This window comes from Massilia sp. IC2-476 (assembly GCF_020707295.1).
Classification (GTDB): Bacteria; Pseudomonadota; Gammaproteobacteria; order Burkholderiales; family Burkholderiaceae_D; genus Telluria.
In genome coordinates, this window is the sequence record NZ_JAJFER010000006.1 from 346,189 (window position 1) to 372,464 (window position 26,276).

22 protein-coding genes are annotated in these 26,276 nt (G+C 67.2%); 14 read left to right on the forward strand and 8 right to left on the reverse strand.

Annotation, left to right across the window (positions count from 1 at the left end; genetic code table 11):
* Nucleotides 1–44 precede the first annotated feature (44 nt).
* The 4 genes from recC to LK539_RS17700 all read left to right on the forward strand — a co-directional run bounded on the left by recC (nucleotide 45) and on the right by LK539_RS17700 (nucleotide 10,343).
* On the forward strand, nucleotides 45–3,443 hold the full coding sequence (recC, locus tag LK539_RS17685; protein ID WP_227802415.1) for an exodeoxyribonuclease V subunit gamma: 3,399 nt from the start codon (nucleotides 45–47) through the stop codon (nucleotides 3,441–3,443).
* Nucleotides 3,440–7,081 carry an exodeoxyribonuclease V subunit beta gene (gene recB / locus LK539_RS17690; protein WP_227802366.1) on the forward strand — a complete coding sequence of 1,214 codons (3,642 nt, stop codon included), beginning with the start codon at nucleotides 3,440–3,442 and terminating at the stop codon, nucleotides 7,079–7,081. Before recC ends, recB begins: the two co-directional genes overlap by 4 nt.
* Before the next feature lies 1 nt (nucleotide 7,082).
* Nucleotides 7,083–9,041, forward strand: a complete 1,959-nt coding sequence (gene recD / locus LK539_RS17695; protein WP_227802367.1) for an exodeoxyribonuclease V subunit alpha — start codon at nucleotides 7,083–7,085, stop codon at nucleotides 9,039–9,041.
* Nucleotides 9,042–9,230: 189 nt separating this feature from the next.
* Entirely contained in the window at nucleotides 9,231–10,343 is a 1,113-nt protein-coding gene (locus tag LK539_RS17700) for an RDD family protein (RefSeq protein ID WP_227802368.1), read from the forward strand.
* A gap of 43 nt (nucleotides 10,344–10,386) precedes the next feature.
* Here the strand turns inward: LK539_RS17700 and LK539_RS17705 are convergent, their stop codons facing one another.
* Together LK539_RS17705 and LK539_RS17710 are read right to left on the reverse strand one after the other, a co-directional pair.
* Entirely contained in the window at nucleotides 10,387–11,328 is a 942-nt protein-coding gene (locus LK539_RS17705; RefSeq protein WP_227802369.1) for a serine hydrolase, read from the reverse strand.
* Nucleotides 11,329–11,609: 281 nt separating this feature from the next.
* The gene (locus LK539_RS17710) at nucleotides 11,610–12,620 is read right to left on the reverse strand and encodes a sulfate ABC transporter substrate-binding protein (protein ID WP_227802370.1); all 1,011 of its coding nucleotides are present in this window, start codon (nucleotides 12,618–12,620) and stop codon (nucleotides 11,610–11,612) included.
* Between the two features lie 229 nt (nucleotides 12,621–12,849).
* Here LK539_RS17710 and LK539_RS17715 point away from each other — a divergent pair, with 229 nt between their 5' ends.
* The 6 genes from LK539_RS17715 to LK539_RS17740 all read left to right on the forward strand — a co-directional run bounded on the left by LK539_RS17715 (nucleotide 12,850) and on the right by LK539_RS17740 (nucleotide 16,663).
* Nucleotides 12,850–13,380 (forward strand): GNAT family N-acetyltransferase, encoded by a 531-nt coding sequence (locus tag LK539_RS17715; RefSeq protein WP_227802371.1) that lies wholly within the window; start codon nucleotides 12,850–12,852, stop codon nucleotides 13,378–13,380.
* Nucleotides 13,381–13,435: 55 nt separating this feature from the next.
* Nucleotides 13,436–14,239, forward strand: coding sequence for a lipid II flippase family protein (locus tag LK539_RS17720; protein WP_227802372.1), 804 nt, complete (start codon nucleotides 13,436–13,438; stop codon nucleotides 14,237–14,239).
* A gap of 93 nt (nucleotides 14,240–14,332) precedes the next feature.
* Nucleotides 14,333–14,968, forward strand: a complete 636-nt coding sequence (locus LK539_RS17725; protein WP_227802373.1) for a DUF882 domain-containing protein — start codon at nucleotides 14,333–14,335, stop codon at nucleotides 14,966–14,968.
* Between the two features lie 123 nt (nucleotides 14,969–15,091).
* The gene (locus tag LK539_RS17730; protein WP_227802374.1) at nucleotides 15,092–15,385 is read left to right on the forward strand and encodes a DUF378 domain-containing protein; all 294 of its coding nucleotides are present in this window, start codon (nucleotides 15,092–15,094) and stop codon (nucleotides 15,383–15,385) included.
* A gap of 4 nt (nucleotides 15,386–15,389) precedes the next feature.
* Complete coding sequence (locus LK539_RS17735) at nucleotides 15,390–15,851, forward strand: metallophosphoesterase family protein (RefSeq protein WP_227802375.1); 462 nt, start codon at nucleotides 15,390–15,392, stop codon at nucleotides 15,849–15,851.
* A gap of 209 nt (nucleotides 15,852–16,060) precedes the next feature.
* Nucleotides 16,061–16,663 (forward strand): carboxymuconolactone decarboxylase family protein, encoded by a 603-nt coding sequence (locus LK539_RS17740; protein WP_227802376.1) that lies wholly within the window; start codon nucleotides 16,061–16,063, stop codon nucleotides 16,661–16,663.
* Nucleotides 16,664–16,705: 42 nt separating this feature from the next.
* On the opposite strand, the gene LK539_RS17745 is transcribed toward LK539_RS17740, so the two are convergent.
* Nucleotides 16,706–18,484: a family 16 glycosylhydrolase gene (locus LK539_RS17745; protein WP_227802377.1), complete on the reverse strand. Its 1,779-nt coding sequence runs from the start codon at nucleotides 18,482–18,484 to the stop codon at nucleotides 16,706–16,708.
* Nucleotides 18,485–18,723: 239 nt separating this feature from the next.
* On the opposite strand from LK539_RS17745, the gene LK539_RS17750 reads away from it, so the two are divergent.
* Nucleotides 18,724–19,395: a bifunctional 2-polyprenyl-6-hydroxyphenol methylase/3-demethylubiquinol 3-O-methyltransferase UbiG gene (locus LK539_RS17750; protein WP_227802378.1), complete on the forward strand. Its 672-nt coding sequence runs from the start codon at nucleotides 18,724–18,726 to the stop codon at nucleotides 19,393–19,395.
* Nucleotides 19,396–19,420: 25 nt separating this feature from the next.
* Here LK539_RS17750 and LK539_RS17755 read toward each other — a convergent pair whose 3' ends face one another.
* Complete coding sequence (locus LK539_RS17755) at nucleotides 19,421–21,997, reverse strand: quinoprotein amine dehydrogenase (protein WP_227802379.1); 2,577 nt, start codon at nucleotides 21,995–21,997, stop codon at nucleotides 19,421–19,423.
* A gap of 181 nt (nucleotides 21,998–22,178) precedes the next feature.
* Between LK539_RS17755 and LK539_RS17760 the strand changes: the two genes are divergently transcribed.
* The 3 genes from LK539_RS17760 (at nucleotide 22,179) to LK539_RS17770 (ending at nucleotide 24,144) form a co-directional block, all read left to right on the forward strand.
* Nucleotides 22,179–22,586: a hypothetical protein gene (locus LK539_RS17760; protein ID WP_227802380.1), complete on the forward strand. Its 408-nt coding sequence runs from the start codon at nucleotides 22,179–22,181 to the stop codon at nucleotides 22,584–22,586.
* A gap of 67 nt (nucleotides 22,587–22,653) precedes the next feature.
* The gene (locus LK539_RS17765; RefSeq protein WP_227802381.1) at nucleotides 22,654–23,472 is read left to right on the forward strand and encodes a transporter substrate-binding domain-containing protein; all 819 of its coding nucleotides are present in this window, start codon (nucleotides 22,654–22,656) and stop codon (nucleotides 23,470–23,472) included.
* Between the two features lie 9 nt (nucleotides 23,473–23,481).
* Nucleotides 23,482–24,144, forward strand: a complete 663-nt coding sequence (locus LK539_RS17770; protein ID WP_227802382.1) for an ABC transporter permease subunit — start codon at nucleotides 23,482–23,484, stop codon at nucleotides 24,142–24,144.
* Between the two features lie 31 nt (nucleotides 24,145–24,175).
* On the opposite strand, the gene LK539_RS17775 is transcribed toward LK539_RS17770, so the two are convergent.
* From LK539_RS17775 to LK539_RS17790, 4 genes are all read right to left on the reverse strand, one after another.
* Nucleotides 24,176–24,520, reverse strand: a complete 345-nt coding sequence (locus LK539_RS17775) for a hypothetical protein (protein WP_227802383.1) — start codon at nucleotides 24,518–24,520, stop codon at nucleotides 24,176–24,178.
* A gap of 205 nt (nucleotides 24,521–24,725) precedes the next feature.
* Nucleotides 24,726–24,983: a hypothetical protein gene (locus tag LK539_RS17780; RefSeq protein ID WP_227802384.1), complete on the reverse strand. Its 258-nt coding sequence runs from the start codon at nucleotides 24,981–24,983 to the stop codon at nucleotides 24,726–24,728.
* A gap of 116 nt (nucleotides 24,984–25,099) precedes the next feature.
* Nucleotides 25,100–25,273 carry a hypothetical protein gene (locus tag LK539_RS17785; protein WP_227802385.1) on the reverse strand — a complete coding sequence of 58 codons (174 nt, stop codon included), beginning with the start codon at nucleotides 25,271–25,273 and terminating at the stop codon, nucleotides 25,100–25,102.
* A gap of 65 nt (nucleotides 25,274–25,338) precedes the next feature.
* Nucleotides 25,339–26,271 (reverse strand): alpha/beta hydrolase, encoded by a 933-nt coding sequence (locus LK539_RS17790; protein WP_227802386.1) that lies wholly within the window; start codon nucleotides 26,269–26,271, stop codon nucleotides 25,339–25,341.
* Nucleotides 26,272–26,276 lie beyond the last annotated feature (5 nt).

Consider the following 26,276-nt stretch of genomic DNA (forward strand, 5'->3'; position numbering starts at 1 on the left):
TCAAAACGGGTATCCTTTGCCCCTTGAGCAACCCAACCGTCCCGATGTCCTCCCCGATCACCCCAGGCTTGTTGATTTTGCACGGCAATCAGATGGAATTGCTGCGCAGCGCCATGTTCGACTGGCTGCGCCGGCACCCGCTGGGACCGCTCGAGCAGGAGATCATCCTGGTGCAGTCGAACGGGGTGGCCGAGTGGCTCAAGATCGCCCTGGCCCAGGAAATGGGCGTGTGTGCCGCCACCCGCGTGGCGCTGCCGGCGCGCTTCCTGTGGGAAGCCTACCGCGGCATGCTGGGACGCGAACGCGTGCCGACCCGCGCGCCCTTCGACAAGGACCCGCTCACCTGGCGCCTGATGCGCCTGCTCCCAGGTCTGGTGGAAGAGGCCAGCTACGCCCCGCTGAAGCAGTTCCTGGGCGACGGCTGCCCGGAGCGCCGCCTGCAGCTGGCCGAGCGCCTGGCCGACCTGTACGACCAGTACCAGGTCTACCGGTCGGACTGGCTGGCCGACTGGGAAGCGGGACGCGACCAGCTGCGCCGCGCCGTGGGCGATCCGGTGCCCCTGGCCCCCGACCTGACATGGCAGGCCTGCCTGTGGCGCGAGATCCACGCCAGCCTGCCCGCGGAGCAGCGCGTGACCGGCCGCGCCAGCATCCACGAACAATTCCTGGCCGCGGTTGAATCCGGCCGCGAGCCCGCCTCGCGGCTGCCGCGCCGGGTGATCCTGTTCGGCATGTCGACCCTGCCTTACCAGACCCTGCAGGCGATCGCCGCGCTGTCGCGCCACACCCAGGTGCTGTTCGCGGTGCCGAATCCCTGCCGCTTCTACTGGGGCGACATCATCGAGGGACGCGAACTGCTGAAGGCGGCGCGCCGCCGCCAGCAGCCGCGCGGCGGCCTGGAACTGGCCAGCGTGCCGGTCGAGGAACTGCACATGCACGCCCATCCGCTGCTCGCGAGCTGGGGCCGCCAGGGACGCGACTTCGTGCGCATGCTCGACGAATTCGACCAGGGCGAAGGTACGCGTTACGAGAACATGCGGGTCGACCTGTTCGACGACAGCATTGGCGAGACCCTGCTGCAGCAGGTGCAGGCCGCGGTGCGCGACCTGCTGCCGCCGGACGAGCATCCAGGTGTAGCCCCGCCGCGCGAGGACCGCTCGATCGAATTCCACATCACCCACAGCGTCCAGCGCGAAGTCGAGGTACTGCACGACCAGCTGCTGTCCTGGTTCGCCCAGGACCCGAGCCTGCGCCCGCGCGACGTGGTGGTGATGGTGCCGGACATCGACGTGTTCTCGGCGGCGATCCACGCCGTGTTCGACCAGCACCGCCGCAACGACCCGCGCCACATCCCCTTCGAAATCGGCGACGTGCGCGACCGCAGCGTGAACCCGCTGCTGGTGGCCCTCGAATGGCTGCTGCGCCTGCCGCAGCAGCGCTGCCGCCAGAGCGAAGTGCGCGACCTGCTCGACGTCCCCGCGGTGGCCGGACGCTTCGGCCTGGCGCCCGAGGACCTGCCCATCCTGGGCCGCTGGATCGAGGGCTCCGGCGTGCGCTGGGGCTTGGACCGCGAGCACCGCGCCGGCCTGGGCCTGGCCTCGGTGGGCGAGCAGAATGCCTGGATCTTCGGCGTGCGCCGCATGCTGCTCGGCTACGCCAGCGGCGCCGGCGCCAGCTTCGGCGACATCGAACCCTATGCCGAGGTGGGCGGGCTGGACGCCGCGCTGGCCGGCTCGCTGGCCCAGTTCATCGACAGCCTGCTGCACTACCGCGCGGCGCTGGCGCAGGCACGCACTCCCGCCGAGTGGGGCGAGGCGGCGCGCGCTCTCCTGGGGGCCTTCTTCAAGCCGGGCGGGGAAGCCGACCGCCTGACCCTGGCCCAGCTGAACGAAGCGCTGCAGTGCTGGCTCGAGACCGTCGACGCGGCCGAGTTCAGCGAGCCGGTGCCGCTGGCGGTGATGCGCGAATCCTGGCTCGGCCAGCTCGACCAGCCGACCCTGAACCACCAGTTCGTCTCGGGCGGCGTGACCTTCTGCACCCTGATGCCGATGCGCGCCGTGCCGTTCCGCGTGGTGTGCCTGATGGGCATGAACGACGGCGACTTCCCGCGCCGCACCCAGCAGGCCGACTTCGACCTGCTGGCGCTGCCCGGCATGGCGCGCCCGGGCGACCGCTCGCGCCGCGACGACGACCGCTACCTGATGCTGGAAGCGCTGCTGTCGGCGCGCGACAAGCTGTACGTCAGCTGGGTCGGACGCAACGTGCGCGACAACAGCGAGCAGCCGGCTTCCGTGCTGGTGGCGCAGCTGCGCGACTACCTGAAGAACGGCTGGAACCTCGACCTGTCGGAGCGCACGGTCGAACACGCGCTGCAGCCCTTCAGCCGGCGCTACTTCGAGCGCGGCGGCCTGCTCACCTATGCAGGCGAATGGCGCTCGGCCCATGGCGCCGACGATGCAGAAGCGGCCGTGGATGCGCTGCCGCCGTACGAACTGGAACCGGGCTTCGTGCTCAAGCTGGGCGAGCTGGCTGCCTTCCTGCGCCAGCCGGCGCGCTACTTCTTCCGGCGCCGCCTGGGCGTGGTGTTCGCCGACGCCGCCGTGGTGGGCGAGGACGAAGAGCCGTTTTCGCTCGATGCGCTGGAGCGCTACTTCATCGAAGACCATCTGCTGGACGACAGCGGACCCGCCGAAGCGCCGCACGAAGTGCGCGCGACCTTGAATGCGCGCGCCGAACGGCTGGCGCGCGAGGGCGTGCTGCCGATCGGCCTGCTGGGCCGCCACTGGCAGCAGGAGCTGGTCGACGGCCTGGTGCCGGTGCGCACCGCCTGGCTGGAACTGGGCGCGCGCTTCCCGGACCCGGCGCCCAAGCGTGCGGTGAATTTGGGATTGGCTGAAGGCTTGACCCTGGACGACTGGATCGACCGCCTGCGCACCGATGGCGAGGAAACCGCCTGGCTGATGCAGGTCTCGTCCAAGGTACTGGACCGGGAAGGGCGCCCGCGTGGCGACAAACTGATCGGCGCCTGGCTGCGCCAGCTGGCGGCCAGCGCGGCAGGCAGCCCGGTGGCCGGCCACCTGGTGGCGCGCGACGCCATCCTGACCATGGACGCCTTGAGTCCGCTCGAAGCGGCGGCCACGCTGCACGACCTGGCCACCCTGTGGCGCACCAACCTCGACCGCCCGCTGGGCGTGGCCTGCAAGACCGCGCTGGCGCTGCTGCAAGAGGGCGATGCGCGCAGCGTCTACGACGGCGGCTACGAACTCTCGGGCGAGGTCGACGAGCTGTGCCTGGCGCGCCTGTGGCCCGACTTCGCCAGCCTGGTCGCTGCCGGCGACTGGCCGCACGTGGCGCGCGACCTGTATGGACCGCTGGCCGAATGGCTGGAAAGCGCGGTGCACGTGGCGCCCCTGGCCGGCGCCCCGGTGGAGGAGAGCGAATGAGCCAGCTCCTCGAACCGCTCGACTTTCCGCTGCACGGTACGCGTCTGATCGAGGCCTCGGCCGGCACCGGCAAGACCTGGACCATCGCCGCGCTCTACCTGCGCCTCGTGCTGGGCCACGGCATGGAGGCCGCCTTTGCGCGTCCGCTGCTGCCGAGCGAAATCCTGGTGATGACTTTTACCCGCGCCGCCACGCGCGAGCTGGCCAACCGGGTGCGCGAGCGCCTGGTCGAGGCGGCCGCCTTCTTCCGCGGCCAGCTGGAACCCAACGACCCCTACCTGGAAGCGCTGCTCGAAGCCTATCCGGGCGAAGCCGAGCGCAGCGTGGCGGCGCACCGCCTGGTGCTGGCGGCGGAAACGATGGACGAGGCGGCGATCTTCACCATCGACGCCTGGTGCCAGCGCATGCTGCGCGAGCACGCCTTTGATTCCGGCAGCCTGTTCGACGAAGAGCTGGTAAGCGACGAGCGCGCCCTGTTCGAAGATGCGGCCCACGATTACTGGCGCCAGCACATCTACCCGCTGGGCGCCAATGCCCTGGTGGCGGTGCGCGAGTGCTGGAAGGATGTCGAGGCATTAAAAGGCGGCGTGCGCGAACTGGTCACGCGCACCCACCTGCTGGGCGAATGCGCTCCCGAGCCGCTGGGCGTGGTGGTGGCGCGCGTGCAGGCCGCATTGCGGGCCGAGCTGGCCGGCCTGAAGGACGGCTGGGCCGCGCGCGCCGACGAGATGGAAGCCTGGATCGCCGCCCAGCGCGAGCGCAACGCGAAGTGCTTCAACGGCAACAAGATGCGCGCCGATTCCCTGGTCAAGTGGTTCGAGGCCCTGCGCGCCTGGGCCGCGGATCCGCTGCGCGTGCTGCCCGAGCTGAACGACACGGCGTGGAAACGCCTGTGCCCGGACGGCATCGTGGACGCCTTCAGCAAGGATTTCGTGGCCGAGGTGCCGGCCTGCTTCGGCTTTACCGCGCCGCTCAAGGATGCATTGGACCGCCTGCAGCCGCTGGCGCACGCGCTGCTGCGCCATGCGGCCAGCCACATCGCGGCGCGCATGCGCGAGCTGAAGGCGCGCAACCGCCAGTTCGGCTTCGCCGACATGCTGGAACGCCTGAAGGATGCGCTGGAAGGACCGAACGGCCCGGCGCTGCGCGCACGCATCGTGCAGCAGTTCCCGGTGGCGATGGTCGATGAATTCCAGGACACCTCGCCCGACCAGTACCGCATCTTCGACCTGCTGTACCGGGTGGCCGACAGCGACCCGGAGCAGGGCCTGTTCCTGATCGGCGATCCCAAGCAGTCGATCTATGGCTTCCGCGGCGCCGACATCCACAGCTACCTGGCGGCGCGCCGCGCCACCGCGGGCCGCCACTACCAGCTGGGCGTGAATTACCGCTCGACCGCGCCCCTGGTGCAAGCGGTGAACCAGCTGTTCCGCCACGCCGAGGGCCACGCCGGGCATGCGGGCTACCCGGCGGGCGCCTTCCGCTTCCGCCGCGGCGAGGATAATCCGCTGCCATTCGAGCCAGTTGCCGCCAAGGGCCACCGCGAGCGCCTGGTCGGCGCCGACGGCCCGCAGCACGCGATGTCGGTGTGCTGCGCCGGCCCCATGAGCCAGGAAGCCTACCGCGACTTCTTTGCCCACCACTGCGCCGAGCACATCGTGGGCCTGCTGGCCGACGAACGGGTCGGCTTCTCGGACGGCGAACGCTTCCGCCGCCTGATGCCGGCCGATATCGCGATCCTGGTGCGCGACCGTCGCGAAGCCGCCGCCGTGCGCCGCGCCCTGGTCGAGCGCAAGGTGGCCAGCGTCTACCTGTCCGACAAGGATTCGGTGGTCGAGAGCGAGGAAGCGGCCGACGTGCTGCGCTGGCTGTACGCGGTCGCCAATCCGCTCGACGGTACCTTGGCGCGCGCTGCATTTGCTACCCGCACCGCCGGGCTGCCGCTGGGCGAGCTGGCCAGGCTGTCGTCCGACGAGGTGGCTTGGGAGGCGCGCGTCGAGCAACTCAAAGCCCTGCACGGCGCCTGGCAGCGCCAGGGCGTGCTGGCCATGCTGCGCCGTTTCGTGCACGAACTGGGCCTGCCGGCGCGCTTGCTGCGGCAGCCCGGCGGCGAGCGGCGCCTGACCAACCTGCTGCACCTGGCCGAACTGCTGCAGGAAGCCAGCACCCAGCTGGAGGGCGAGCAGGCCCTGATCCGCTGGCTGGCCGAACAGCTCGAAGGCCTGGGCGAGGGCGGGGACGAGCGCGTGCTGCGCCTGGAAAGCGACGCCGAGCTGGTGAAGGTGGTCACCGTCCACAAATCGAAAGGCCTGGAATACCCGCTGGTCTACCTGCCGTTCGCGGTCACCGCGCGCCGGACCGACCGCCGCAACCGCGCCTTCTTCGAGTTCGTCGGCCCGGACGGCGCGCGCCACCTCGACCTGGCGCTGGGCGAAGAGGCCTTGGAAGCGGTCGACCGCGCGCGCCTGGAAGAAGACCTGCGCCTGCTCTACGTGGCCCTGACGCGCGCGCGCCACTACCTGTGGCTGGGCGCGGCGCCGGTCAGTGGCCGCAGCAAGAACGAGAATCGGCTGCACGAGTCGGCCCTCGGCTACCTGCTGGGCGGCGGCGAGAAGATCGCGGCCGAGCTGCTGCGCGATCGGCTGGAACAGCTGCGCGGCGACGCCGACGGCATCGTGCTGCACGACCTGAGCGAAGCGGAAGGCCGCACGCTCTTGGCGCGCGAAGACGAGCGCCCGGTCCTGCTCGCGACGCCGCGCTTCGAGGCCAGTTTTGAACGCAACTGGTCGATCGGTTCCTTCACCTCGCTGGTGCGCCATGCGGTGGCGGTAAGCGCGCCGCCCGTGCCGGCGCCGATGCGCGCCCAGGAACAGACCCTGCTCGAGGAAGATCCGCAGGTCGTGACCCCGCCGCGCATCGAGGACGCGCCCTGGCACCGCTTCCCGCGCGGTTCGGTGCCCGGCAACTTCATGCACGAGCAGCTCGAATGGATGGCGGGCGAGGGCTTCGGCCGCGCCGACGAGCCGGAGTTCATGCTGCGCCTGGGTCAGCGCATCGAGCGCGCCGGCTGGGGCCACCGCCTGGACGACGCCCTGGCCTGGCTGCATGCGGTGGCCACGACGCCGCTGCCGCCCCTGGGCGCAGCCTTGAGCGATCTGCGCGACCCAGTGCCCGAACTCGAATTCTGGTTCCCCAGCGAGCGCCTCGACGTCGTGGAACTGGACCGCCTGTGCCGCAGCCGCATCGTCAAGGGCCTGGAGCGACCAGTGCTGCCCGAGCGGGTGCTGCACGGGATGCTCAAGGGCTTCGCCGACCTCGTGTTCGAGCACGATGGCCGCTACTGGGTGCTGGACTACAAGACCAATGCGCTCGGACCGGGCGACGCCGCCTATACCCAGGCCGCGATGGAACTGGGCATGCTCGAGCACCGCTATGACATCCAGGCCACCATCTACCTGCTGGCGCTGCACCGCCTGCTCAGGAGCCGCCTTGGCGATGCCTACGAACCGCGCCGGCAGCTGGGCGGGGCCGTGTTCCTGTTCCTGCGCGGGATCGCCAATGCCGACACGCGCGGCTGCTGCGTGCTGGGTCCCGACCTGGAACTGCTGGACGGCCTCGAAGGCCTGCTGGGAGACTGACATGGCGAAACACGAAGCCGACATCGACCTGCTGTGGAGCGAGCTGACGCGCCTGAGCGAAACGGGCGAGCTGCGCCGCCTGTCCTGCGCCTTCGCCCGCTTCATCGCGTCGCTGGGCGCTGCGCCGCCCTCGCTGGTGCTGGCGTCAAGCGTGCTGTCCGAACTGGAAGGGCAGGGCCACAGCTGCCTGCTGCTGGACGACCTGGCGGCTGGCCCGGCCGCTTTGCTGGGATGGGAGGACGAGGGGTGGAAGCTGCTCGCGCGCGCCGCCGGCCCGCTGCCGAAAACGGCCCAGGGCTGGGCCCAGCAGCTGGCCGCCTGTGGCCAGGTATGGGAAGTCGGCGCCTTCGATTACGACCAGCCGCTGGTGCTCGATGGCGACCGCCTCTACCTGCGCCGCTACTGGCGCGACGAGACGCTGGTGGCCCAGGCCGTGCGCGAGCGCGCGACCAAAGTACGCGAGGTCGACGTGCGCGACGTGCGCGGCTGGCTCGACGTGCTGTTCTCGACCCAGCGCGCGAGCGAGGGCCCGGACTGGCAGAAGCTGGCCTGCGCCATCGCCCTGCGCGGCTCGGTGGCGATCATTACCGGCGGCCCCGGCACCGGCAAGACCTATACCGTGGCGCGCCTCTTGGCGCTGCTGTTCGCCACCGCGCCGGAAGCGGCCAGCCAGCGCATCGCCCTGGCCGCACCCACCGGCAAGGCGGCTGCGCGCCTGAAACAGTCGATCGACAAGGCCCTGGGCGAACTGGACGACAAGGTGGGCTCGCAACTGCTGCTGCGCGAACTGACCGCGCGCATGGGCGCCGCCCGTACCCTGCACAGCCTGCTGGGTGCCCGTCCCGACACCCGCGCCTTTGCCCACCACCGCGGCAATCCGCTCGACGTCGACGTCCTGATCGTGGACGAAGCTTCGATGGTCCACCTCGAGATGATGGCCTCGCTGCTGGACGCGCTGCCCCCTGGCGCGACCCTGATCCTGCTGGGCGACAAGGACCAGCTGGCTTCGGTGGAGGCGGGCGCCGTGCTGGGCGACCTGTGTTACAACGCCCAGGCCGGCGGCTACACCGACGCCACGCTGGACTACGTTCTGGCCGCCAGCGGCGAAGAACTCCCCAGCGAATTCCTGGGCAAGGCCGGCGCGCTGGCCCAGCAGACCGTGATGCTGCGCCACAGCCGCCGCTTCGGCGGCCCGATCGGCCAGCTGGCCCTGGCCGTGAATGCCGGCGACGCCGTGCGCGCCGAAAGCCTGCTGCGCGCCGGCAATGCGGAAAAGAACGGGGTGCGCTGGATGGAGAACGCCCAGCAGCAGCACGTGTTGCAGCTGGCCCAGTCCGGCTACGGTTCTTACCTCGACGTGTTGAATACGGCTCCCACGGCCGGATTGAACACGAATCATGAAGAATGGGTGCGCCAGGTCTTGCAACGCTTCGAATCCTTCCGCATCCTGTGCGCGGTACGCGACGGCGAGTGGGGCGTGACCGGCCTGAACGATGCAGTAGCGAGCCGACTAGCCCAGGCCGGGCTGCTGCGCCCGAATGGCGAATGGTATGTGGGACGGCCAGTGATGGTCACCCGCAATGACTACGGTACCGGCGTCTACAACGGCGACATCGGCCTCACCCTGCCGGACCCGGCTAGGGCTGGCGCGCTGCGGGTGTATTTCCTGGAGGGCGACACCGTGCGTAGCGTGCTTGCCACCCGCCTGCGCAACGTCGAAACGGCGTTCGCGATGACGGTCCACAAGTCGCAGGGCTCGGAGTTCCGGCACACGGTGCTGGCGCTGCCGCGCGAGCGCGGCGCCGTCCTCACCCGCGAGCTGGTCTACACCGGCATCACCCGCGCCAGCGAGCAGTTCACCCTGGTTTCGCCCCCCGGCGCCGTCTTGGCGGAAGCCATTGCCCAGCGTACCCACCGCACCAGCGGCCTGCGCGGCATGATCGCGCCCAGCGCGCGCTGATACCCGTTCGGCCGCGTCGCGCAAGGTCCCGGGCTTGATCGAGGCCAAGGGCGGTGTTTGCGCGCGCCATGGCGATCGAACTCGGCCGTTCAAATGCTGTCTTACCTGCGATCAAGAACAAAGACCCGGCTGCACTTTTCGTGTGTAGTCATGATTCCCGACATTTCGGCGTGAACGCCTGGCGCAAGCATGCAGCCAATCGACCAGCAGATGCTCGTGTTCTGTCCCGCGCCGCGCAGCGCAGCGCAATTGCCTTGCCTGCCCGACGACGAGGATGTGCTCCCGGCCTTTCCGCTGGCCGGCGCCTGGGCGCGCTGGTTCGCGCGCAGCTTCGACCTCTGGTGGCAAACCGCACTGGTGGCCCTGGCGATCGGCTACCTGGCGAGCAGGGTGTCCCCAAGCTTCCTGCACTGGCTGGAGACCCCGTTGGGCTGGAAGCTGTTCGGCCTCGCCTGCATGCCCGGCGGCCTGGTGCTGGACGCGGCCGTGCTGGCCGTGGCGGGTAATACCCCGGGCAAGGCGCTGCTGGGCTTGCGCGTCATCACCACCGATGGGAGCACCCCCGGTTTCCGTGAGCTGCTTCGCCGCAATATGGCGGTCTGGCGCGCCGGCCTGGGACTCGGCCTGCCGGCCGTCAGCCTGCTCACCATGGCGCGCCAGGGCCTGCGCTTGCGCAAGGGCGTGCAGGCAAGCTATGACGGAAAGGATTTCCTGGTGAGCGCCAGCCCCCGCGGCTGGCTGGCGAAGGGCGTGTTCGGCCTGGCCTTTGCCGGCCTGTTCAGCACCATCGTGATCCTCGATACGGTGGACCGCCAGGACAGCCGCGAAGCCACCGCCATGCTGGCCGCCCCGCCGATGGCCTGGACCAACCCGGCCACCGGGCGCAGCACGATGCTCGCACCCCAGTGGAAAGCCGAGGCACGCCAGGGCGCGGACGGCGCGCCGCAATACCTGTTCACCCAGCACAGCGGCCATGCGGTGGTGCTGTTTGCCTACGAGGCGGGCGCGGGCAGGGCCCTGCGCCAGAACGCCCAGGCGCTGGAAGACCGGCTGGCGGACCGTTTCGAGCTGGCCGAAAGCTATTTTGCCGAGTTCCGCGGCCGGCGCTCCTGGGTCGGCCGCGGCCTGCATCGCAAGGGTCCGGAGCGGGTCCAACTGCGCATCGTGGAAGTGGATGGCAAGGCCTGGCGCGTGGTCGCGATGCAGTCGCCGCCGGCCGCCTATACCGACGACCTGGTGGCCGAGCTGAGCAGTGCCCTGTGGGATACGGTGGCGCCGCCGGCGCCTGGAAGCGGAAAATGACAAAAGGGCCTTGCGGCCCTTTTTGCTGTATGCGGCAGGTGGATTACTTCTTGCGGCGCTTCGGCACCACCTTCACCTTGCCGCGCTTCTTGACCGCCTTGAGCTTGCCGGTGCCGGCGCTGGCCTTGATGCGGGCGCGGCTGGAGGAAGCCTTGAAGCGCGGGGCGCGGCTCGAAGCGCGCGCGACCACCGGCGCTTCTTCGCCGGTGATGAAGCGGCGCACGTTGAGTGCGTCCAGGATGCGTGCCGAGGAGGCGCTGGCGTTCAGCAGCACCATGGTCGCGTTCTTCCCGCCTGCCTTGATGTTCATGATCAGGCAGCGGCCGGCTTCGGAAATATAGCCGGTCTTCGACAGGCCGATGTCCCAGCCCTTGGCGCCCACCAGGCGGTTGGTGTTGCGGTACTCGACCTGGCGTCCGTTGATGTTGATTAGGTCCTTCGACTCGGTGGTAGCGGCGGTGATGTCGGGATAGCGCGCAGCGGCGGCGGCCATCTTGACGAGGTCGCCGGCGTTCGAGCGGTTGCGCGGCGACAGGCCGGTCGGCTCTTCGATCACGGTCTGGGTCATGCCGAGGGCGGCGATTTTGCGCTTGACTGCGGCCTTGAAGCCTTCGGTGCCGCCCGGATAGGTACGGGCCAGCGCATGGGCGGCGCGGTTGTCCGAGGACATCAGGGCCAGCTGCATCACGTCGCGGCGCGAAATCAGGGCGCCGACCGGCACCCGCGAGCTGCTGTTCTTGAAGGTGTCGACGTCGCTGCGGTCGATTTCGATCAGCTCGTCCATGTCCTGGTGGGCGTCCAGCACGACCATGGCCGTCATCAGCTTGGTCAGCGACGCGATCGGGACGACGCGGTCTGCATTCTTTTCCAGCAAAATCTTGCCGGTGTCATCTTCTACCACGAGCACCGATTGCGAGCCGAACGGCACCGCGAATGCGGCAGCCGAAAACGACATCAATACGGTGGCAAACAATTTTTTGAGCATTGTCGGGTTCAGGAATAGGCTTGCGTTGAGCGAAAAGCGCGGGGTGCGCGGTCAACAGTCAGATTTCACAATCTAGCTGTAGGGCAACTACAGGTGTTGGAAGATAGCATCAAGCATGATGCATGTCTATGGCACACAAGCAAAAATGACCTTGTGAACCGGAATTTATTGCAGTTTAGCGTCAGGATTGCCAGAGCGTCCATGAGCTAGGCCAGAATCGGCCCGGAATTCTATCCTGAAAAACAAAGCCCTGCGCGGGGCAGGGCTTGTTGGCCAGGGGCTTATTTCGGCTGGTAAATCTTATCGAATTCACCGCCATCGTTGAAGTGGCGCTCCTGTGCCTTGCGCCAGCCTCCGAACAGCTCATCCACCGTGAACAGCTGGATCGGCCGGTAGTTAGCCGCGTACTTCTTCATCACGGCGTCCGAGCGCACCCGCATGAAGTGCTTGGCGCCGATTTCCTGGCCGGCCGGCGAGTACAGGAAGTTCAGGTAGGCGGTCGCTTCCTTGCGCTGATTGCGGCGGTCGACCACCTTGTCGACCACGGCGACAGGCGATTCGGCCAGGATCGAGACCGACGGGTAGACCACCTCGAAGTTGTCGCCGAACTCGGCGCGCACCATGCTCACTTCGTTCTCGAAGGTCACCAGCACGTCGCCGATCTGGCGCTGGGTGAAGGTGGTGGTGGCGGCGCGGCCGCCCGCGTCCAGGATCGGCACGTTCTTGAAGATGCGGCCCACCAGCTCGCGCGCCTGGGCGTCATTGCCGCCTTTCTTCTTCAGGGCCGCGCCCCAGGCCGCCAGGTAGGTATAGCGGCCGTTGCCGGCGGTCTTCGGGTTCGGGATGATCACCTGCACGCCCGGGCGCGCCAGGTCGTCCCAGTCCTTGATTCCCTTGGGGTTGCCCTTGCGCACCAGGTAGACCATGGTCGAGTAGTAGGGCGCCGCATTGTTCGGGAACTTCTTGGCCCAGTCCTTTGCCACCAGACCGCGGTCAGCCAGCATGTCGATGTCATTGGCCTGGTTCATGGTGACGACCGAGGCTTCCAGGCCGTCGGCCACGGCGCGCGCCTGCTTGCTCGAGCCGCCGTGCGACTGCTTGATGGAGACCGTTTGGCCGGTCTGCTGCTTGTAGGCGGCAATGAAGGCCGGGTTGATGTCCTTGTACAGCTCGCGCGCGACGTCGTACGACACGTTCAGCAGCTCGGTCTCGGCGGCGCTGGCGGTGAGCGGCAGCGCGGCGCCCAGCGCCAGGGCGATCAATAGACGGCGAAGCGGGGAAGTCAGGGTCATGTTTGTTCTCGCTTTTCAAATCTTGTGGACAGGATGCATCATCCATCGGATGGCCCAATTACGGAACAACAGTTTTGTCATATGCTTAGTACCGCCGAGCGGGACAGCACGCTGCCGGACGCATGCAGACGTCGGCAGCAGGCAACAGGCCTTTCGGTGTATAGTCGTGCCCAGCCATTGCGCCGCCGGCGCGGGTCCTGTTCGTTTTTATTCTGCATAGTGATGTTTGATGTCCACGCGTTTTGACATTCGCAAGGCGGTACCCGGTGATGCGTCCGCTGCCTGCGCGCTGCTGCGCCGCTCGATCGAAGTCGGCTGCAAGGCCGACCACGAAGATCGTCCGGGCGTGCTCGAGGCCTGGCTCGGCAACAAGACCGCGGCCAACGTCAGCACCTGGTTTTCCATTCCTAGCAACCACGCCCTGGTCGCCGAACGCGATGGAGAACTGCTTGGCCTGTGCCTGCTGACCCAGGCCGGCAAGCTGGCACTGTGCTACGTGGCGCCGGAGGCGCTGCGCAGCGGCGTCGGCCGTGCGCTGCTGTCCGCCGCCGAGGAACAGGCGCGCGCCTGGGACATCCGCAAGCTCCACCTGCACAGCCCGGCCAGCGCCAGCGCCTTCTTCGAGCGCCAGGGTTATGTGAATGCCGGCAAGGACAAGGCCTGCTTCGGCCTCGAATGCGATCTGTTGTGGAAGCAGCTCGACGCCAGCTGCGAGGCCCAGGCCGGCGCCCGCAAGCGCTTCTGCAATTGCAGCAGCTGAGTTCGTCCTGATCTTCTGATGCTAAGATAGCAATCTTTGGCATCGGGAACGATACGTGGACATACAACTGCTCTTCATCTGCTTCCTCACGTTCGTCATCCACCTGATCGGCACGCTCGCCTATTCGGTCCGCATCGCCGGCGTGCGCACCCGCCGCATCGCTGTCTCCTTCGCCCTGTTCAGCATCCTGGTGCTGCTCTCGCGCACCTCGAATTCCTTCCTCGGCCCCTTCCTGGCCAAGCGCGTCGAAAGCAATCTGGACGGCGCGGCCCAGTCCGCGCTGCTGGGCGACTTCCAGTGGCTGCTGGCATCGAGCAGCCTGGCTACCGTCATCGGCGCCTTCCTGATCCCGACCTTCCAGCGCGTGTTCTGCCGCGCCGTGCTGCATTTCCAGGCGCACCGCTCGGTTCCCAAGCTGATCCTGCACGGCTTCTTCAAGGGCGGGCTGTCCTATGTGAAGGACGTGGCCAGCGTGCCGGCCGCGAAGAATATCAGCGCGATCCGCTCGGGACACGGCGTGTCGCTGCGCATCACACTGCTCAACGTGGTGGCCACCGCCCTGTGGACCGTGGGCGTGTTCGCCGCGCTGTATGCGGGCGTGCTCGATCCATCCGTGCGCGTGACCTCCAGCACCCTGTCCTCGATCATCAACGGCGGGGCCACCATCCTGATGGCGATCTTCATCGACCCCCACATGTCGGGCATGACCGACGACGTGGTCGAAGGCAAGGTCAGCGAAGGACAGTTCAGGAAGGCGATCGTGTGGCTGGTCGGCAGCCGCCTGGCGGGCACGATCCTGGCGCAGGCCCTGCTCGTGCCGTCCGCCATCCTGATTGCCTGGGTGGCAAGGGCGATCTGAATACTTGCGCTGGCCGCAACAGGTTTGACGAACACATCTTTTGTCGGTGTAAAGCTTGCGCTATAGTAAGCGCCTCGATTGGATGAGTTCGATATGGCTTCACGTAGAGATTTCCTGCAACAGGGCGCCCGCCTGTGCGCCATGGGCGTCATCGGCACCCCGCTCCTGACCCCGGCCAGCGCCGCTGCCCAGAACAACGACCTGCAACCGCCGCCCGACCTGTTCGACGCGCAACTGCTGGACCTGGATTTCTGGGTCAAGCCGCGCACGCTTTCCCTGGTGCGCCCGCAAAGCGGCGAACGCGCCAAGGTGCTGTACTGGAAGGACGGCGAGATCATCGATTCCGCCTACCAGGAGCTGTGCCACATCCTGCGCGACGTCAACGGCCGCGCCAGCGCGCCGATCGACCCCAAGCTGTTCGAAGTGCTGTGGGGCACGCAAGCCTTCATCGCCCGCTACGGCATGACCCAGCCGCTCGAGATCCTGTCGGGCTACCGCACCGAGGCCTCGAACAAGCGCCTGGTGGAAGAGGGCGTGCCGGCGGCGCGCAAGTCGCTGCACATGGTGGGCAAGGCGGCCGATATCCGCATCGCCAGCCTGAACGAGGAAGTGCTCGGCGGCCTGATCCGCAGCTTCCGCCAAGGCGGCGTCGGCTACTACTACCGCTCCGGCCCGAAGGGCGGCTGGATCCACGCGGACACCGGGCTCAACCGTACCTGGAAGGGGTAAAACCCCGGCGCGCACACCGTGCGTGCATGCCATCGCACTTCCGCTAATATGGGTTGTCGGGGTCAGGCAGGCCTGCCTGGCCGATTCATTCCGCTTTACGCTGCACGACTCAAGGAGGCAATGATGGCAACGATGAATGCTCCAACGATGGACCGCAGGACCATGGGCGAACGGCGCACCTCGATGCGCACGCAAGGGCGCTCCGCCATGTCGGCGCTCGACTACCTGGCAATGGCGCTCCTGATTATCGGCGGCCTGAACTGGGCCATGGTCGGCCTGTTCGACGTCGACATGGTCGCCACCATCTTCGGCCCGGGCAGCCCGGCCACCCGCATCGTCTACGTGGTGGTGGGCCTGGCGGCGCTGTACTCGATCTACACCACGGCCAAGATGGCCGGCAGCAAGCGCTCGCACTGAGCGAATGCGCGTCGGCCTGATCTCCGACACGCACGGGTTGCTGCGCCCGCAGGCGCTCGACTTCCTGCGGAGCAGCGACCATATCATCCATGCCGGGGACATCACGGGCCCCGAGATCCTCGCGCCGCTGGCTGCGATGGCGCCGCTGACGGTCGTGCGCGGCAACAACGACCGCGGCGCCTGGGCCGCCGACATTCCCGAGACCGCCATCTTGCGGCTGGGAGCGGTCGCGATCTACGTCATCCACGACATCAAGGAATTGCCGATCGACCCGCAGGCGGCGGGCATGCGCGTGGTCGTCTCCGGCCATTCGCACAAGCCGGCCTGCCAGCAGCGTGGCGGGGTGCTCTACGTGAATCCCGGGAGCGCAGGACGGCGTCGCTTCACGCTGCCGATCTCGGTAGGTGAATTACTGATCGACGGCGATGAGGTGTCAGCCAGGCTGCATACGCTCGAGATCGACTGAGTGCGCGCGCTTCATGCAGGCCGCATGAAAGGCTGCCTTGCTGTTTTGTTGGCGCCACATCCGAGTCCATCAGTATCTTGACGCACTGGCTTGCCGGGCGTAGCTTGAACGCGACAGCGCCGCAACACTCTTCCAAACCGGTTCGTTTACCCAGAGGCGACACCATGGCCCGTCTTTCGTGCGGAGCGCTCTTGATCGGAGCGGCTCTCATGCATCTTCTCCTTTCCCAAGTCACCCAGGCGGCAGATCGGCTCCCCGTGATTCCCGTCGAGAAGTACTCGGCCGAGCAGAAGCAGGCTGTCGCGCAATACGAAGCCGTGCGCAAGGCGCCCATCTTCGGACCCTTCGAAGTGATGCTGCATAGCCCGGCAATGATGAGCAACGCACGGGAAGTCGGCGACTACATGAAAGCGGGTTCGGCGATACCGCGTAACCTGGCCGAACTCGCCATTCTCTACATTGCCAGGGACTGGAACCAGGACTACGTCTGGTACCAGCACCTACCTCTGGCCTTGAAGGCTGGTCTCACCCAGGCCCACGTGGACGCGCTCGGCATCGGTCAAAAGCCGGCGAACATGAGCGATGACGAAGATGCCGTGTATGCCTTCGTGACCGAACTCGTTCGGAATCGCCAGGTGTCAGATCAAAGCTACGACCGCATCAACCGGCGCTTCGGCAGCAAAGGGGTGGTCGACCTCACCAGCCTGACCGCATTCTACGTTCACCTCTCGATGCAGCTGAACGTCGCGCAGTTCAAGCTTCCACCGGGCGCCGCCGGGGTGCCGCGGCGCGCGGAAGCTGCCAAACCCTGAGCTTCTCCCGGACCGCAACAGCGGGGTCCGGGAGAAGGCAGCTTACTTCATCGTATAGCTCTGCCAGGCCGTATCCACCGCAAAGTTACGCGCGGGGTCCCAGTAGGTAAAGCTGTAGCGCACCACGTCGCCGATCTTCAGGCCGCCCGCGATATAGGTGTTGGTGCTGCCGTCCAGCCGCATGCGCACGTTCTGCTGGGCGCCGTTGTTGACGGTGTAGTGCACGTCGGCCCAGCTGCCGGTATTGGTGTTGAACTGCAGCGTGGTAGCGCTGGGCTGGGTGACCCAGGTCGGACCGGTCGGCGTCGTCGGCGGCGGCGTGGTGGTGGTGCCGGAATCCCACACGATGTCGTCGATCGCGAACTGGAAGGTCGACGTGGGCAGGCGGTTGGCGTCGCTCGAAATCATGAAGACATCGAGCAGGGACTGCGCCGCCACCTTGGTGCCGAGCAGGGTCGAGACCGGGATGCTGCCCTGCGCCCATTCGCCGTTGCGTACCAGGCCGTGGGTGGTCGTGTTGGCCGGGAAGTTCACCCAGTTCTGGTTGGTATAGGTGTCGCCGACGCCGATATTGAAGGACACATTGGCCGGAATCTTGATGCGGAAGCGCATGGTGCCGTTGCGGTAGTTCGACAGGTCGCGTGCCTGGCGTGCCTGCACGCCGCCGCCGAACCACTGGCCGGGCGCCGTGTAGGCCCAGGCGATCACGTTGCTGCCTTCATACGGCGCCGTATTGCCGGCCCCGCTCGAGGCGCCGTTCCACAGGAAGATGTCGGAACTGGTGCCGGCCACCAGCTTGTTGTTGACGGCCGTGGTGTCGGTGAAGACGCCGAACTTGCCCGCCACTTCGGGCACGGTCTGGTTGCCGAGCTTGACCTGGCCCTTGCCGTCGAGCTGGTACACGCGCACGTAGTCGACGTACATTGTGCCCGGCAGCGGCGCCGTCACCTGGCTGGGGTTGGCGGCGTCGGTGAAATTTCCGCCCACGGCCAGGTTTAGCAGCAGGTAGAAGGGCGCCTGCAGGGCGGTCGAGTTCACCGGCAGCGGCGCGTCGTACATGTTGCGCTCGACCCCATTGTCGACCACGGTGAAGCGCATCTGGCTTTCATCCCAGTACAGGCGGTAGGTCACGAAGCGGTTGGCCAGCGAGGTGCTCGGGATGTACCAGTTCTTGGTCTGCCACGCGGTGGAGGCGGCGCAGCTCTCGTTGCCCGGCACGCAGGCAGCCTGCTGCCAGGTGATGACATTCGAGCCGGTGAAGTGGTTGGGCGAGGGATTGCCGGCGCTGGCGCGCACGGAGGCCTTGTGGCCCATCTCCATGATGTCGATCTCGCCGTTGCGCGGCCAGGTCTGCGGGCTCACGCCCAGCATCCAGGCGGCCGGCCATAGTCCGGTGGCGATGTTCGGGGTGGCCAGGCGCACCTCGATCATGCCGTACTGGACCTGCACCTTGCCCTTGGTGTCGATCTTCCCGGAGGTGAACACGTTGCTGCCCACGGTCTGCGAGCGCGCCTGGATCGCCAGGGCGCGCGTGCCGGATTCGAAGGGCACGTTGACGATCGAGAGGTTGTTGGGGCTGTAGTACTGCAGCTCGGCGTTGCCATAGCCGCACAGGTTGATCTGGCAGCCGTTGCCGTCCGACGCGGTCCATACGCCGGTGTTCAGGCTGGTGCCGTTGAATTCCTCGGACCACAGCAACTGGCCGATGACGGGATTGGTGACGCTGGCCGCTGCCCCGGTACAGACAGCGAACAGGGCTGTCGCAGCGAGCGACTGGAAAGGTTTCCACTTCAGGTGACGATTCTGGTTCTGTTGGTTCACGTCGACTCCTCATTTAACTCCGAAGAAAAACGTGCGCCAGGACGGCGCGCCGCGGTCTGCCAACTTCATGCGTTGGTCTCGTATGATCCTGTCGAAACTGGAAACGTTTCCATACCGTTGAGTGAAAGAATATGTGAGATTTGTAGTGACGTCAAATGTAAGCGTGCGCGAGTCTTGATCTATCGCAAATGATTTTGAGATAGTCTATGGATCGATTCATGCCGAACACGGAGAGACCCATGCCACAACACAATGACGCATCCATCATCGATGCCTGGTCGCGCAATACCGATCCCTGGACCGCGGCCGTGCGCGGCGGCGAGATCGAATCGCGGGTGCTGGTGACCAACAGCGCCATCGTCGAGGCGGTACGGGCGCGCGCGCCGCGCCTTGGGGTCGATCTCGGTTGCGGCGAAGGCTGGCTGGTGCGGGCGCTGCCCGAGGTAGCGATGGTCGGGGTCGATGCGATCGCCGGGCTGGTCGAACAGGCGAGAAGCGCCGGCGGCGGCGAATTCCGCCAGCTGAGCTACGAGCAGATCGCGGCCGGCGAGCTGCAGCTGGCGGCCGACGTGGCGGTCTGTAACTTCTCGCTGATCGGCGACGAGGCCACGCGCGGCCTGCTGCGGGCGGCGCCGAGCTACCTGCGCCCCGGCGGCCACCTGATCGTGCAGACCGTGCACCCCGTCGTGGCCTGCGGCGACGCGCCTTATGTCGATGGCTGGCGCGAGGGGAGCTGGGCCGGTTTCAGCAGCGCCTTTGCCGACGCCGCGCCCTGGTACTTTCGTACCGTGTCGAGCTGGATCGCGCTGTTCGTCGAGCACGGCTTGCAGGTGGTCGAGATGCGCGAGCCGCTGCACCCGGCTACCCGCAAACCGGCCTCGCTGATCCTGACGGGCCGCCTGGCCGCTTGACGCCGGGCCGGCAGGGCGCGGCGGTTTACAGGCCGACCGCGATGATTCCCATCAGCGGGTCTTCGCTCAGGGCGATCACCATCATGCCGTCGCCGCTCACCACCATCTGGCGCGCCAGCAGGCCACGCGCATAGCCGGCAAACTTGTAGCCCTTTACAAAAGCGCCGTTGGCGTCGTGCAGCCAGACGTCGTACTGCGTGTAGGGCCCTTGCAGGCCGCAGTAGGCGCGTCCGTGCACGTCGACTTCCACGTTGTTCGGATAGGCGTCGCCGCCCGGCAGGTTGCCGATCGAGCGCAGGCTGGCGTCGAAGATCGTGCAGCGGTAGGGCGCGCCGTTGGCGAAGTAGACGCGCGCGCCGTCGGGGCTGACCGCGACGTCGCGGCCGTTCTCGCCAGGGCGGGCCGCGGCCACGCCTGCGCTCACCAGCGCGGTGCCGCCGCCCATCGCGGAATAGTCGAGCGTGCTCGCGCTGGCGCTCGACGGGCTGTAGCCGCTGTCCTGGCTGTAGACGCGCTTGCCGTCGCGGCTGACGGCCAGGCCCGGACCGACCCAGCCGCTGGTGCTGATTCGCTTGCCGTCCGCGACCCGGTAAATGCCCGACACCGTCAGCAGCAGCTCGACGCCGTTCGGGCGCACCGACAGCAGCCGCTCGTAGCTGGACGCCGCATCGGACAGCGGCAGGTCCGGCAGCGTCGTCAAGCGGTCCAGGTCGAGCACCACCACCTTGCGGTTGGCCGTGTCGTAGGCGTACAGGCGGGCGCCGTCCTGGCTGACGCTCATGTCGCCAAGCGCGGCGCCCAGGGCGACGCTGCCGGTCTTCTGCGCCGTATAGACATTGTAGATATCGAGCGTGGTGCCGCCCTTGTGCACGTAGACCAGCGGACGGATCGGGTCGGCAACCAGGGTATGGTAATCGACCGAGAGCTTGGTCAGCTCGGGCGGCGTCGCCCCTTTGTAGAAGCCGACGCGGATGGTTTCCGGCGCCGTGACGCCGCTCGTGGCCGGGCTCAGGGTAACCGTGGCGATGCTGGTCGCGCCGTTCGCCACCAGGGCCGGGTCGGCCTCCAACGTCAGGGTATTGCCGCTGCGCGTCACCGACAGCCAGGCGGCGTTCGAGCTTGCGCTCCAGCTGGAAGCGGCGCCGAAATTATCGCTCACGGTCACGCTGGTGCGCAGGCGCGACCATGCCGGCGTCGACACGAAGGCGACACCGTTCACCGACGGCAGGATCTTCTGCTGGTCGCGGTTGATGGTCAGCGTGAGCGGGGTCGACACCACGTCGCCGTTGACCGTGGCCTGGGGCGCCAGCACGACGCTGGTCGAACCGATCGGCGCGGCCGCGGCGTTCGGCGTGACGGTGATGCTGGTGCCGGTCTCGTTCACCGTGCCGGACACGGCGCTGAAGCCGGCCCAGGCAGGCGTGCCCGCCAGCGTCCACGGCCAGGCGTTCTCGCGCGTGTTGAGCGAGAGCCTGAACGGCGCCGCGGTGAATTCGCGCCCGGTGCTGCCGCCCAGGGTGATCGTATTCACCGAAGCGCTCAGCGTCGGCTTGGTCAGGTTCAGGTAGACCGGAACCTGCAGGTTGTTAGCCGCCGGCGAGGTGAAGGTGACGGTGGCGTTGTGGTTGCCGCTGGCGAGCTTGCCGCGCGCCGGATCGACGGCGAACGAGGCGGCACCCGGCGTGGTGCCGGTGGCGGGCGTCACCGACAGCCAGGCTTGGTCGCTGGCCAGCGAGAAGGGCGCGGCGCCCTTGTTGGACAGCGAGAAGGTGACGTTCTGCGGCGCGATCGGCGCGCCGTTGACGGCATTGAAGGTGAAGCCGGTGCCGCTGGTCTCGAAGCGGTTCGCCATCAACGCCAGGGTCAGCGGCAGCGTGATGCGCTGCTTGTCGCTCGACTCGATCGCCAGTTCGCCGACGTAGTTGCCGGCGGCGAGGCCGGCGGCGTTGAATTCGACCGCGAAGCGGCCGGGGCCGCTGCCGCTGGCGTTGACCGGACGCGCCCAGGCCACGTTGCTGGTCGCCGTCCATTGCAGGCCCTGGCCACCCACGAGCACGAGCTGCTGGCGCGGGGTGTCGCCCAGGTTCATCGTCGTGCCGAGGGTCGTTTCCGGGCGGGCCGACAGGTCTGCCGGCTTGGCCGGCGTGACGGTCAATTCGTAGGGCAGCAGCATGGGCGAGCCCGGGAACTGGCTGGCGCAGCCCGTGTCGCGGCACAGCTTGATCGTGAAGTTGCCGCGGTAGCTGCCGGCTGCCAGGCTTGGCGCGGTCTGCAGGACTGCCGTGTAGCTGGTCGGCGAACTGGCGACGAAGCGTGCGTTTGGCAGCAGCACCCCGGTGTCGTCCACTACGAACGCATACACATTGCCGCTGAAGTCCTGTGGACGCAGGACGCTGGCGTTGATCGAGATGGTGGCCGAGAGTCCGGCTTCGACGCTGGCGCTGGCCTTTTGCGGCGAAAACTGCAGGGCGGGGCTGCTCACGGGCGGTGGGACCGGTGGCGTCGTGCCGGAGCTGCCGCCTCCGCCTCCGCCGCCACAGGACGCCAGCATGGCTGCGAGCGCAGCGACGTAGGGCCAGTACAACAGGGATCTGACTTTCACGAATACCTCGGCTTGAACGGGAAGTGGTTGGAAATTTTTTTTATAAAGAGACATGACAGGAGCAGGGACATTACTTTCCAAGGTATTTCCTTGTTGGAGAACCGGCGGACTGCATACTGGCACACAAAAATCCCGTAAGATACGGCCGAATTGATATCAGCCCCGCTTTTACCCGCATCACATGAATTTGCCACCCGATACCCCGCCGCGCTTTCGCCCCCGTCCCTGGACCGCGCTGGAAACCCCGCAGGACGTCGAACTCTGGATCGACGAGCATAACCGCGCCCTGCAGGAGCTGGTCAAGCCGACCGAGACCGGCGTCGGCATCTGCTTCACGCTGGCCGAAGGCGGCAACGTCTACATGCAGACCACGGACGACGCCGTGATCCTCGACGTCGAGCCGGACGCCGACTGGATCTCGCCGCTGATCCACGCCGCCACCGGCGCCGAGCCGCCGCGCGGCCAGGTCTGGGTGCTCCCCGACGACAGGCTGGTGCAGCTGATCCTCGGGCTGTCGACCCTGGTCGCGAGCACGACCCTGGTGGTCGGCCATCCGTTCGGATCGCGCGCCCGCCGGCCTGCTTACTAGACCCAGCCTTCCCGGCTGCGCCGGTTTCGGTTATAAAGTCAGCTCGACCTTGGATGGAGACGCATTGATGGGCAAGCATTCGAACACCGTGGCACGCCGGACCCTGCTCGGCCTGGCGCTGGCGGCGTCGCTGTCGGCATTGGCGCCGCTGCATGCAGCCGCGGCGGCCGATCTGCTCACGGAAGCGAAGGCGCGCGGCACGCTGCGCATCGCGATGGAAGGCACCTACCCGCCCTTCAACTTCAAGGACCCCAAGACCGGCCAGTTGACCGGTTACGACGTCGACGTCGCGCGCCTGGTCGCGGGCAAGCTGGGCTTGCGGCCCGAATTCGTCAGCACCGAATGGGCCGCGATCCTGGCGGGCCTGGCCGCCGGCAAGTACGACGTCATCGTCAGCCAGGTCGGCATCACGCCCAAGCGCGAGCAGGCCTTCGATTTCTCGCGTCCCTACACCTATTCCTTCCCGCAGCTCATCGTGCGCAAGAACGACCGCGCCAGCTACGCCAGCCTGGCCGACCTGAAGGGCAGGACTGTCGGAGTGGGGCAGGGCAGCGTGTTCGAGCAGCAGGTCAAGGCGGTGCCGGGCATCACGGTCAAGAGCTATCCGGCGGCGCCGGAAAACCTGCAGGACCTGGCCTTCGGCCGCATCGACGCGGCCCTGAACGACAGCCTGATGGTGGCCTACCTGCTCAAGAATTCGCCGCTGCCGATCAAGGCCGGTGCGCGCGTCGGCGCGCCCGAGCGCATGGGCATCCCCTTCCGCAAGGGCAGCCCGCAGTTCAAGGCGGCGGTCGACAAGGTCCTGCTGGATGCGACCAACGATGGCACGCTGAAGGCGCTGTCGATGAAGTGGTTCGGCGTCGACGCCAGCCGCCCGGCCAAGTAAAGGCCCGGCGTGGAACTGATCGCGCTGCTGCGCGAGGCGGCGCCGACCCTCTTGACAGGCGCCGGCTATACCCTGATGTTCGCAGTGGCCTCGATGCTGGGCGGGCTGGCGATCGGCCTGCCGGTGGCCCTGATGCGCATCGCGCCCTGGGCCCTGGTACGCCTGCCGGCGAGCTTCTACGTCAGCATCATGCGCGGCACACCGCTGCTGGTGCAGATCTTCGTGATCTATTACGGATTGCCGAGCATCGGCATCGAGTTCGCGCCGGTGACGGCGGGCGTGCTGGCGCTGTCGCTCAATAGCGGCGCCTATCTGTCGGAAAGCCTGCGCGGGGCGATCCGCGCGGTCAGCGAAGGGCAGTGGCGCGCCAGCTTCAGCCTGGGCCTGGGCTACTGGCAGACCCTGCACCACATCATCCTGCCGCAGGCCCTGCGCATCGCAGTGCCGTCGATGAGCAATACGCTCATCAGCCTGATCAAGGACACCTCGCTGGTGTCGGTAATCACGGTGACCGAACTGATGCTCGCGACCAAGGAAGTGATTGCGGTGACGTTCCAGCCGCTGCCGCTGTATATCGCGGCGGCCTGCGTCTACTGGCTTCTGAGCCTGTTCTTCGAGGCGATCCAGCGCCGCGCCGAGCGCCGCCTGAATCGCGCCCACACCGTGCGCTGAAAGCCAGGCGGCCTGCGCACGGCGCCGGGGCTTAGCGGTTGCCGCCCCCTTGATCCTGCTGCTGGAAGGCTTCCGAAGCCTGCTGGGCGCTTTCGCCCTGGTTCTGGCCGTCGAGGTCTTCCAGGGCCGGGGTGCCGCCGGAAGCGTGCTGGCCGCCGCCCTGCTGCTGGTTGCCTTGTTGGCCACCTTGCTGCTGGCTGCCCTGCTGCTGGCCACCTTGCTGGCCCTGCTGCTGGCTGCCCGATTGCTGGCCACCGGACTGCTGGTTGCCCGACTGCTGGCCCTGGCCGTCAGTCGCGACCAGGTCCTTCATCGGATCGTTCGAGTTGGTGTCCGGCGTCGATTGCTTCTGTCCGTTCTGCTGATTCTGGTTCATGTTCGTCTCCTTGATAAGGAAGTTGAGTGACCATCTTAATCTTCCTGCTGACATCGGCAATCGGAGCCCGCGCGGCCTGTGCGTAGGATCGTTCGGACGTGCTCGCCCGCAGGAAAGAAAAGTGTCAGCACAATGCAAACGCGCACCGGACAAGACTGACTTGTCGGTGCGCGCCCGATTGCGTTTGGTTTGACGATCACCAGTGCTACTGGTTCCCTTGTTGCTGTCCCGATTGCTTGTTACCTTGCTGCTGTCCCGCTCCCTGGCCGTCGCCTTGCACGGACTGCTGATTGCCCTGCAGCTGATCGGACTGCATGCTGTCCTGCTGCTGCCCCGGATGCATGTTGCTCGACTGCTGCTGGCCGCCGTTGGCGACCCTGCCGCTCGCGGTATTGATGCTGAGGTCGTCCACGTCATCGTCGTGGCGCGGCCCCTTGACGCCATGGCCTTTGTTTTCACCCATACTGTTCTCCTGTTTGAGTGTCGATGGCTCGATGATAGACCTCTGGCGGGCCGGGACAATCGGAATGGGGGAGGAGCTGCCGTAGGACGGCTCGCACAAAGCCAGCAGTAAAAATGCTAGCGCTTTTCGCCCTGGCGCGACTGCTCGTCCGGCTGTTGGGGCGTCGGCTTCTGGTCGGATTGCAGGTTGCCGGGGCGGCTCTGCTCGAGCCGTTCGCGCTGGCGGTTGACGTCGAAGTCGTCGAGCTGGATGTCGCTCAGGCTCCGGTCGGTATCCTTGGTTTCAGGCATGGCAGCCTCCTTGCGTAAGATGTGGTCGGAGCCCCATCTTAGGCACAACAGCGAAAAGGCGGCGCTCAGGGTTGCGCCGGCAGCAGCCCCTCGCCGCGCAGGAACTCGCGCACGGCCTCGAACGCGGCCAGCTGCTGTTCCGGCGCGAAGCCGCCATGCTTGCCGCCCTTGATCGTGTACAGGACGTTCTTCACGCCGGCCTTGTCGAGCGCCGCCTTCAGGCGCACGCCATGCGCGTAGGGCACCAGGGGATCGGCGTCGCCGTGGACCGTGAACACCGGCGGGCCGCCGGCACGCGCATAGCTCAGGGGCGACAGAGCACGCGCCAGCGCTTCGCGCCCCGGCATGCTGCCGAACCAGGCCACCGCATACGAGCGCTGGTTCGGGCCCTGCAGCATGTCGGCGACGTCCGTGATGCCGTACCAGTTCACCACCGCCGCCACCTTCGGCGCCGGGTTCCGGTAAGGCCCGGACCAGGTAGGCTCGTTGGCCGCGCACTGGTTGGTGAAGGGCGAATCGGCCGGGATCATGGCGGTGGTGAGCGCCAGGTGGCCGCCGGCCGAATTGCCAGTGGTGACGACCTTCGACAGGTCGAAGTTGTACTTCTTTGCGTTGCGACCCACCCACTGCAGCGCGCACAGCGTGTCCTCGACAGCGGCCGGCGCCAGCGCCGTGTTCCCCAGGCGGTAGCTGATGTTCACCACCGTGTATCCCATCTGCAGCCAGGGCAGGGCGGACAAGGCCGAACTCTCGCGGCTGCCCGCGACCCAGCCGCCGCCGTGAAAGCGCAGCACGACCGGCCGCGCCTTCGACGCGTAGTCGTCGGGCAGCAGGACGTCTAGCTTGAGCTCCTGTCCGCTCGCCTTCAGGTAGGTCACGTTGGCGTCGATCCCGTGCATGTGATCGAGCAGCACCGCGGTGCGCAGGCCATCGTCAGCTGCCATAGCGGCGGCCGGGAAAGCCAGCCCGCAGGCAAGCAGGGTAGCGAGGGCGCGCATCCCGA

Coding starts and splice junctions, on each gene's coding strand:
- recC (WP_227802415.1), top strand. CDS start 45: ATGTCCTCCCCGATCACCCCAGGCTTGTTGATTTTGCACGGCAATCAG.
- recB (WP_227802366.1), top strand. CDS start 3,440: ATGAGCCAGCTCCTCGAACCGCTCGACTTTCCGCTGCACGGTACGCGT.
- recD (WP_227802367.1), top strand. CDS start 7,083: ATGGCGAAACACGAAGCCGACATCGACCTGCTGTGGAGCGAGCTGACG.
- LK539_RS17700 (WP_227802368.1), top strand. CDS start 9,231: ATGCAGCCAATCGACCAGCAGATGCTCGTGTTCTGTCCCGCGCCGCGC.
- LK539_RS17705 (WP_227802369.1), bottom strand. CDS start 11,328: ATGCTCAAAAAATTGTTTGCCACCGTATTGATGTCGTTTTCGGCTGCC.
- LK539_RS17710 (WP_227802370.1), bottom strand. CDS start 12,620: ATGACCCTGACTTCCCCGCTTCGCCGTCTATTGATCGCCCTGGCGCTG.
- LK539_RS17715 (WP_227802371.1), top strand. CDS start 12,850: ATGTCCACGCGTTTTGACATTCGCAAGGCGGTACCCGGTGATGCGTCC.
- LK539_RS17725 (WP_227802373.1), top strand. CDS start 14,333: ATGGCTTCACGTAGAGATTTCCTGCAACAGGGCGCCCGCCTGTGCGCC.
- LK539_RS17730 (WP_227802374.1), top strand. CDS start 15,092: ATGGCAACGATGAATGCTCCAACGATGGACCGCAGGACCATGGGCGAA.
- LK539_RS17735 (WP_227802375.1), top strand. CDS start 15,390: ATGCGCGTCGGCCTGATCTCCGACACGCACGGGTTGCTGCGCCCGCAG.
- LK539_RS17740 (WP_227802376.1), top strand. CDS start 16,061: ATGCATCTTCTCCTTTCCCAAGTCACCCAGGCGGCAGATCGGCTCCCC.
- LK539_RS17750 (WP_227802378.1), top strand. CDS start 18,724: ATGCCACAACACAATGACGCATCCATCATCGATGCCTGGTCGCGCAAT.
- LK539_RS17760 (WP_227802380.1), top strand. CDS start 22,179: ATGAATTTGCCACCCGATACCCCGCCGCGCTTTCGCCCCCGTCCCTGG.
- LK539_RS17765 (WP_227802381.1), top strand. CDS start 22,654: ATGGGCAAGCATTCGAACACCGTGGCACGCCGGACCCTGCTCGGCCTG.
- LK539_RS17775 (WP_227802383.1), bottom strand. CDS start 24,520: ATGAACCAGAATCAGCAGAACGGACAGAAGCAATCGACGCCGGACACC.
- LK539_RS17780 (WP_227802384.1), bottom strand. CDS start 24,983: ATGGGTGAAAACAAAGGCCATGGCGTCAAGGGGCCGCGCCACGACGAT.
- LK539_RS17785 (WP_227802385.1), bottom strand. CDS start 25,273: ATGCCTGAAACCAAGGATACCGACCGGAGCCTGAGCGACATCCAGCTC.
- LK539_RS17790 (WP_227802386.1), bottom strand. CDS start 26,271: ATGCGCGCCCTCGCTACCCTGCTTGCCTGCGGGCTGGCTTTCCCGGCC.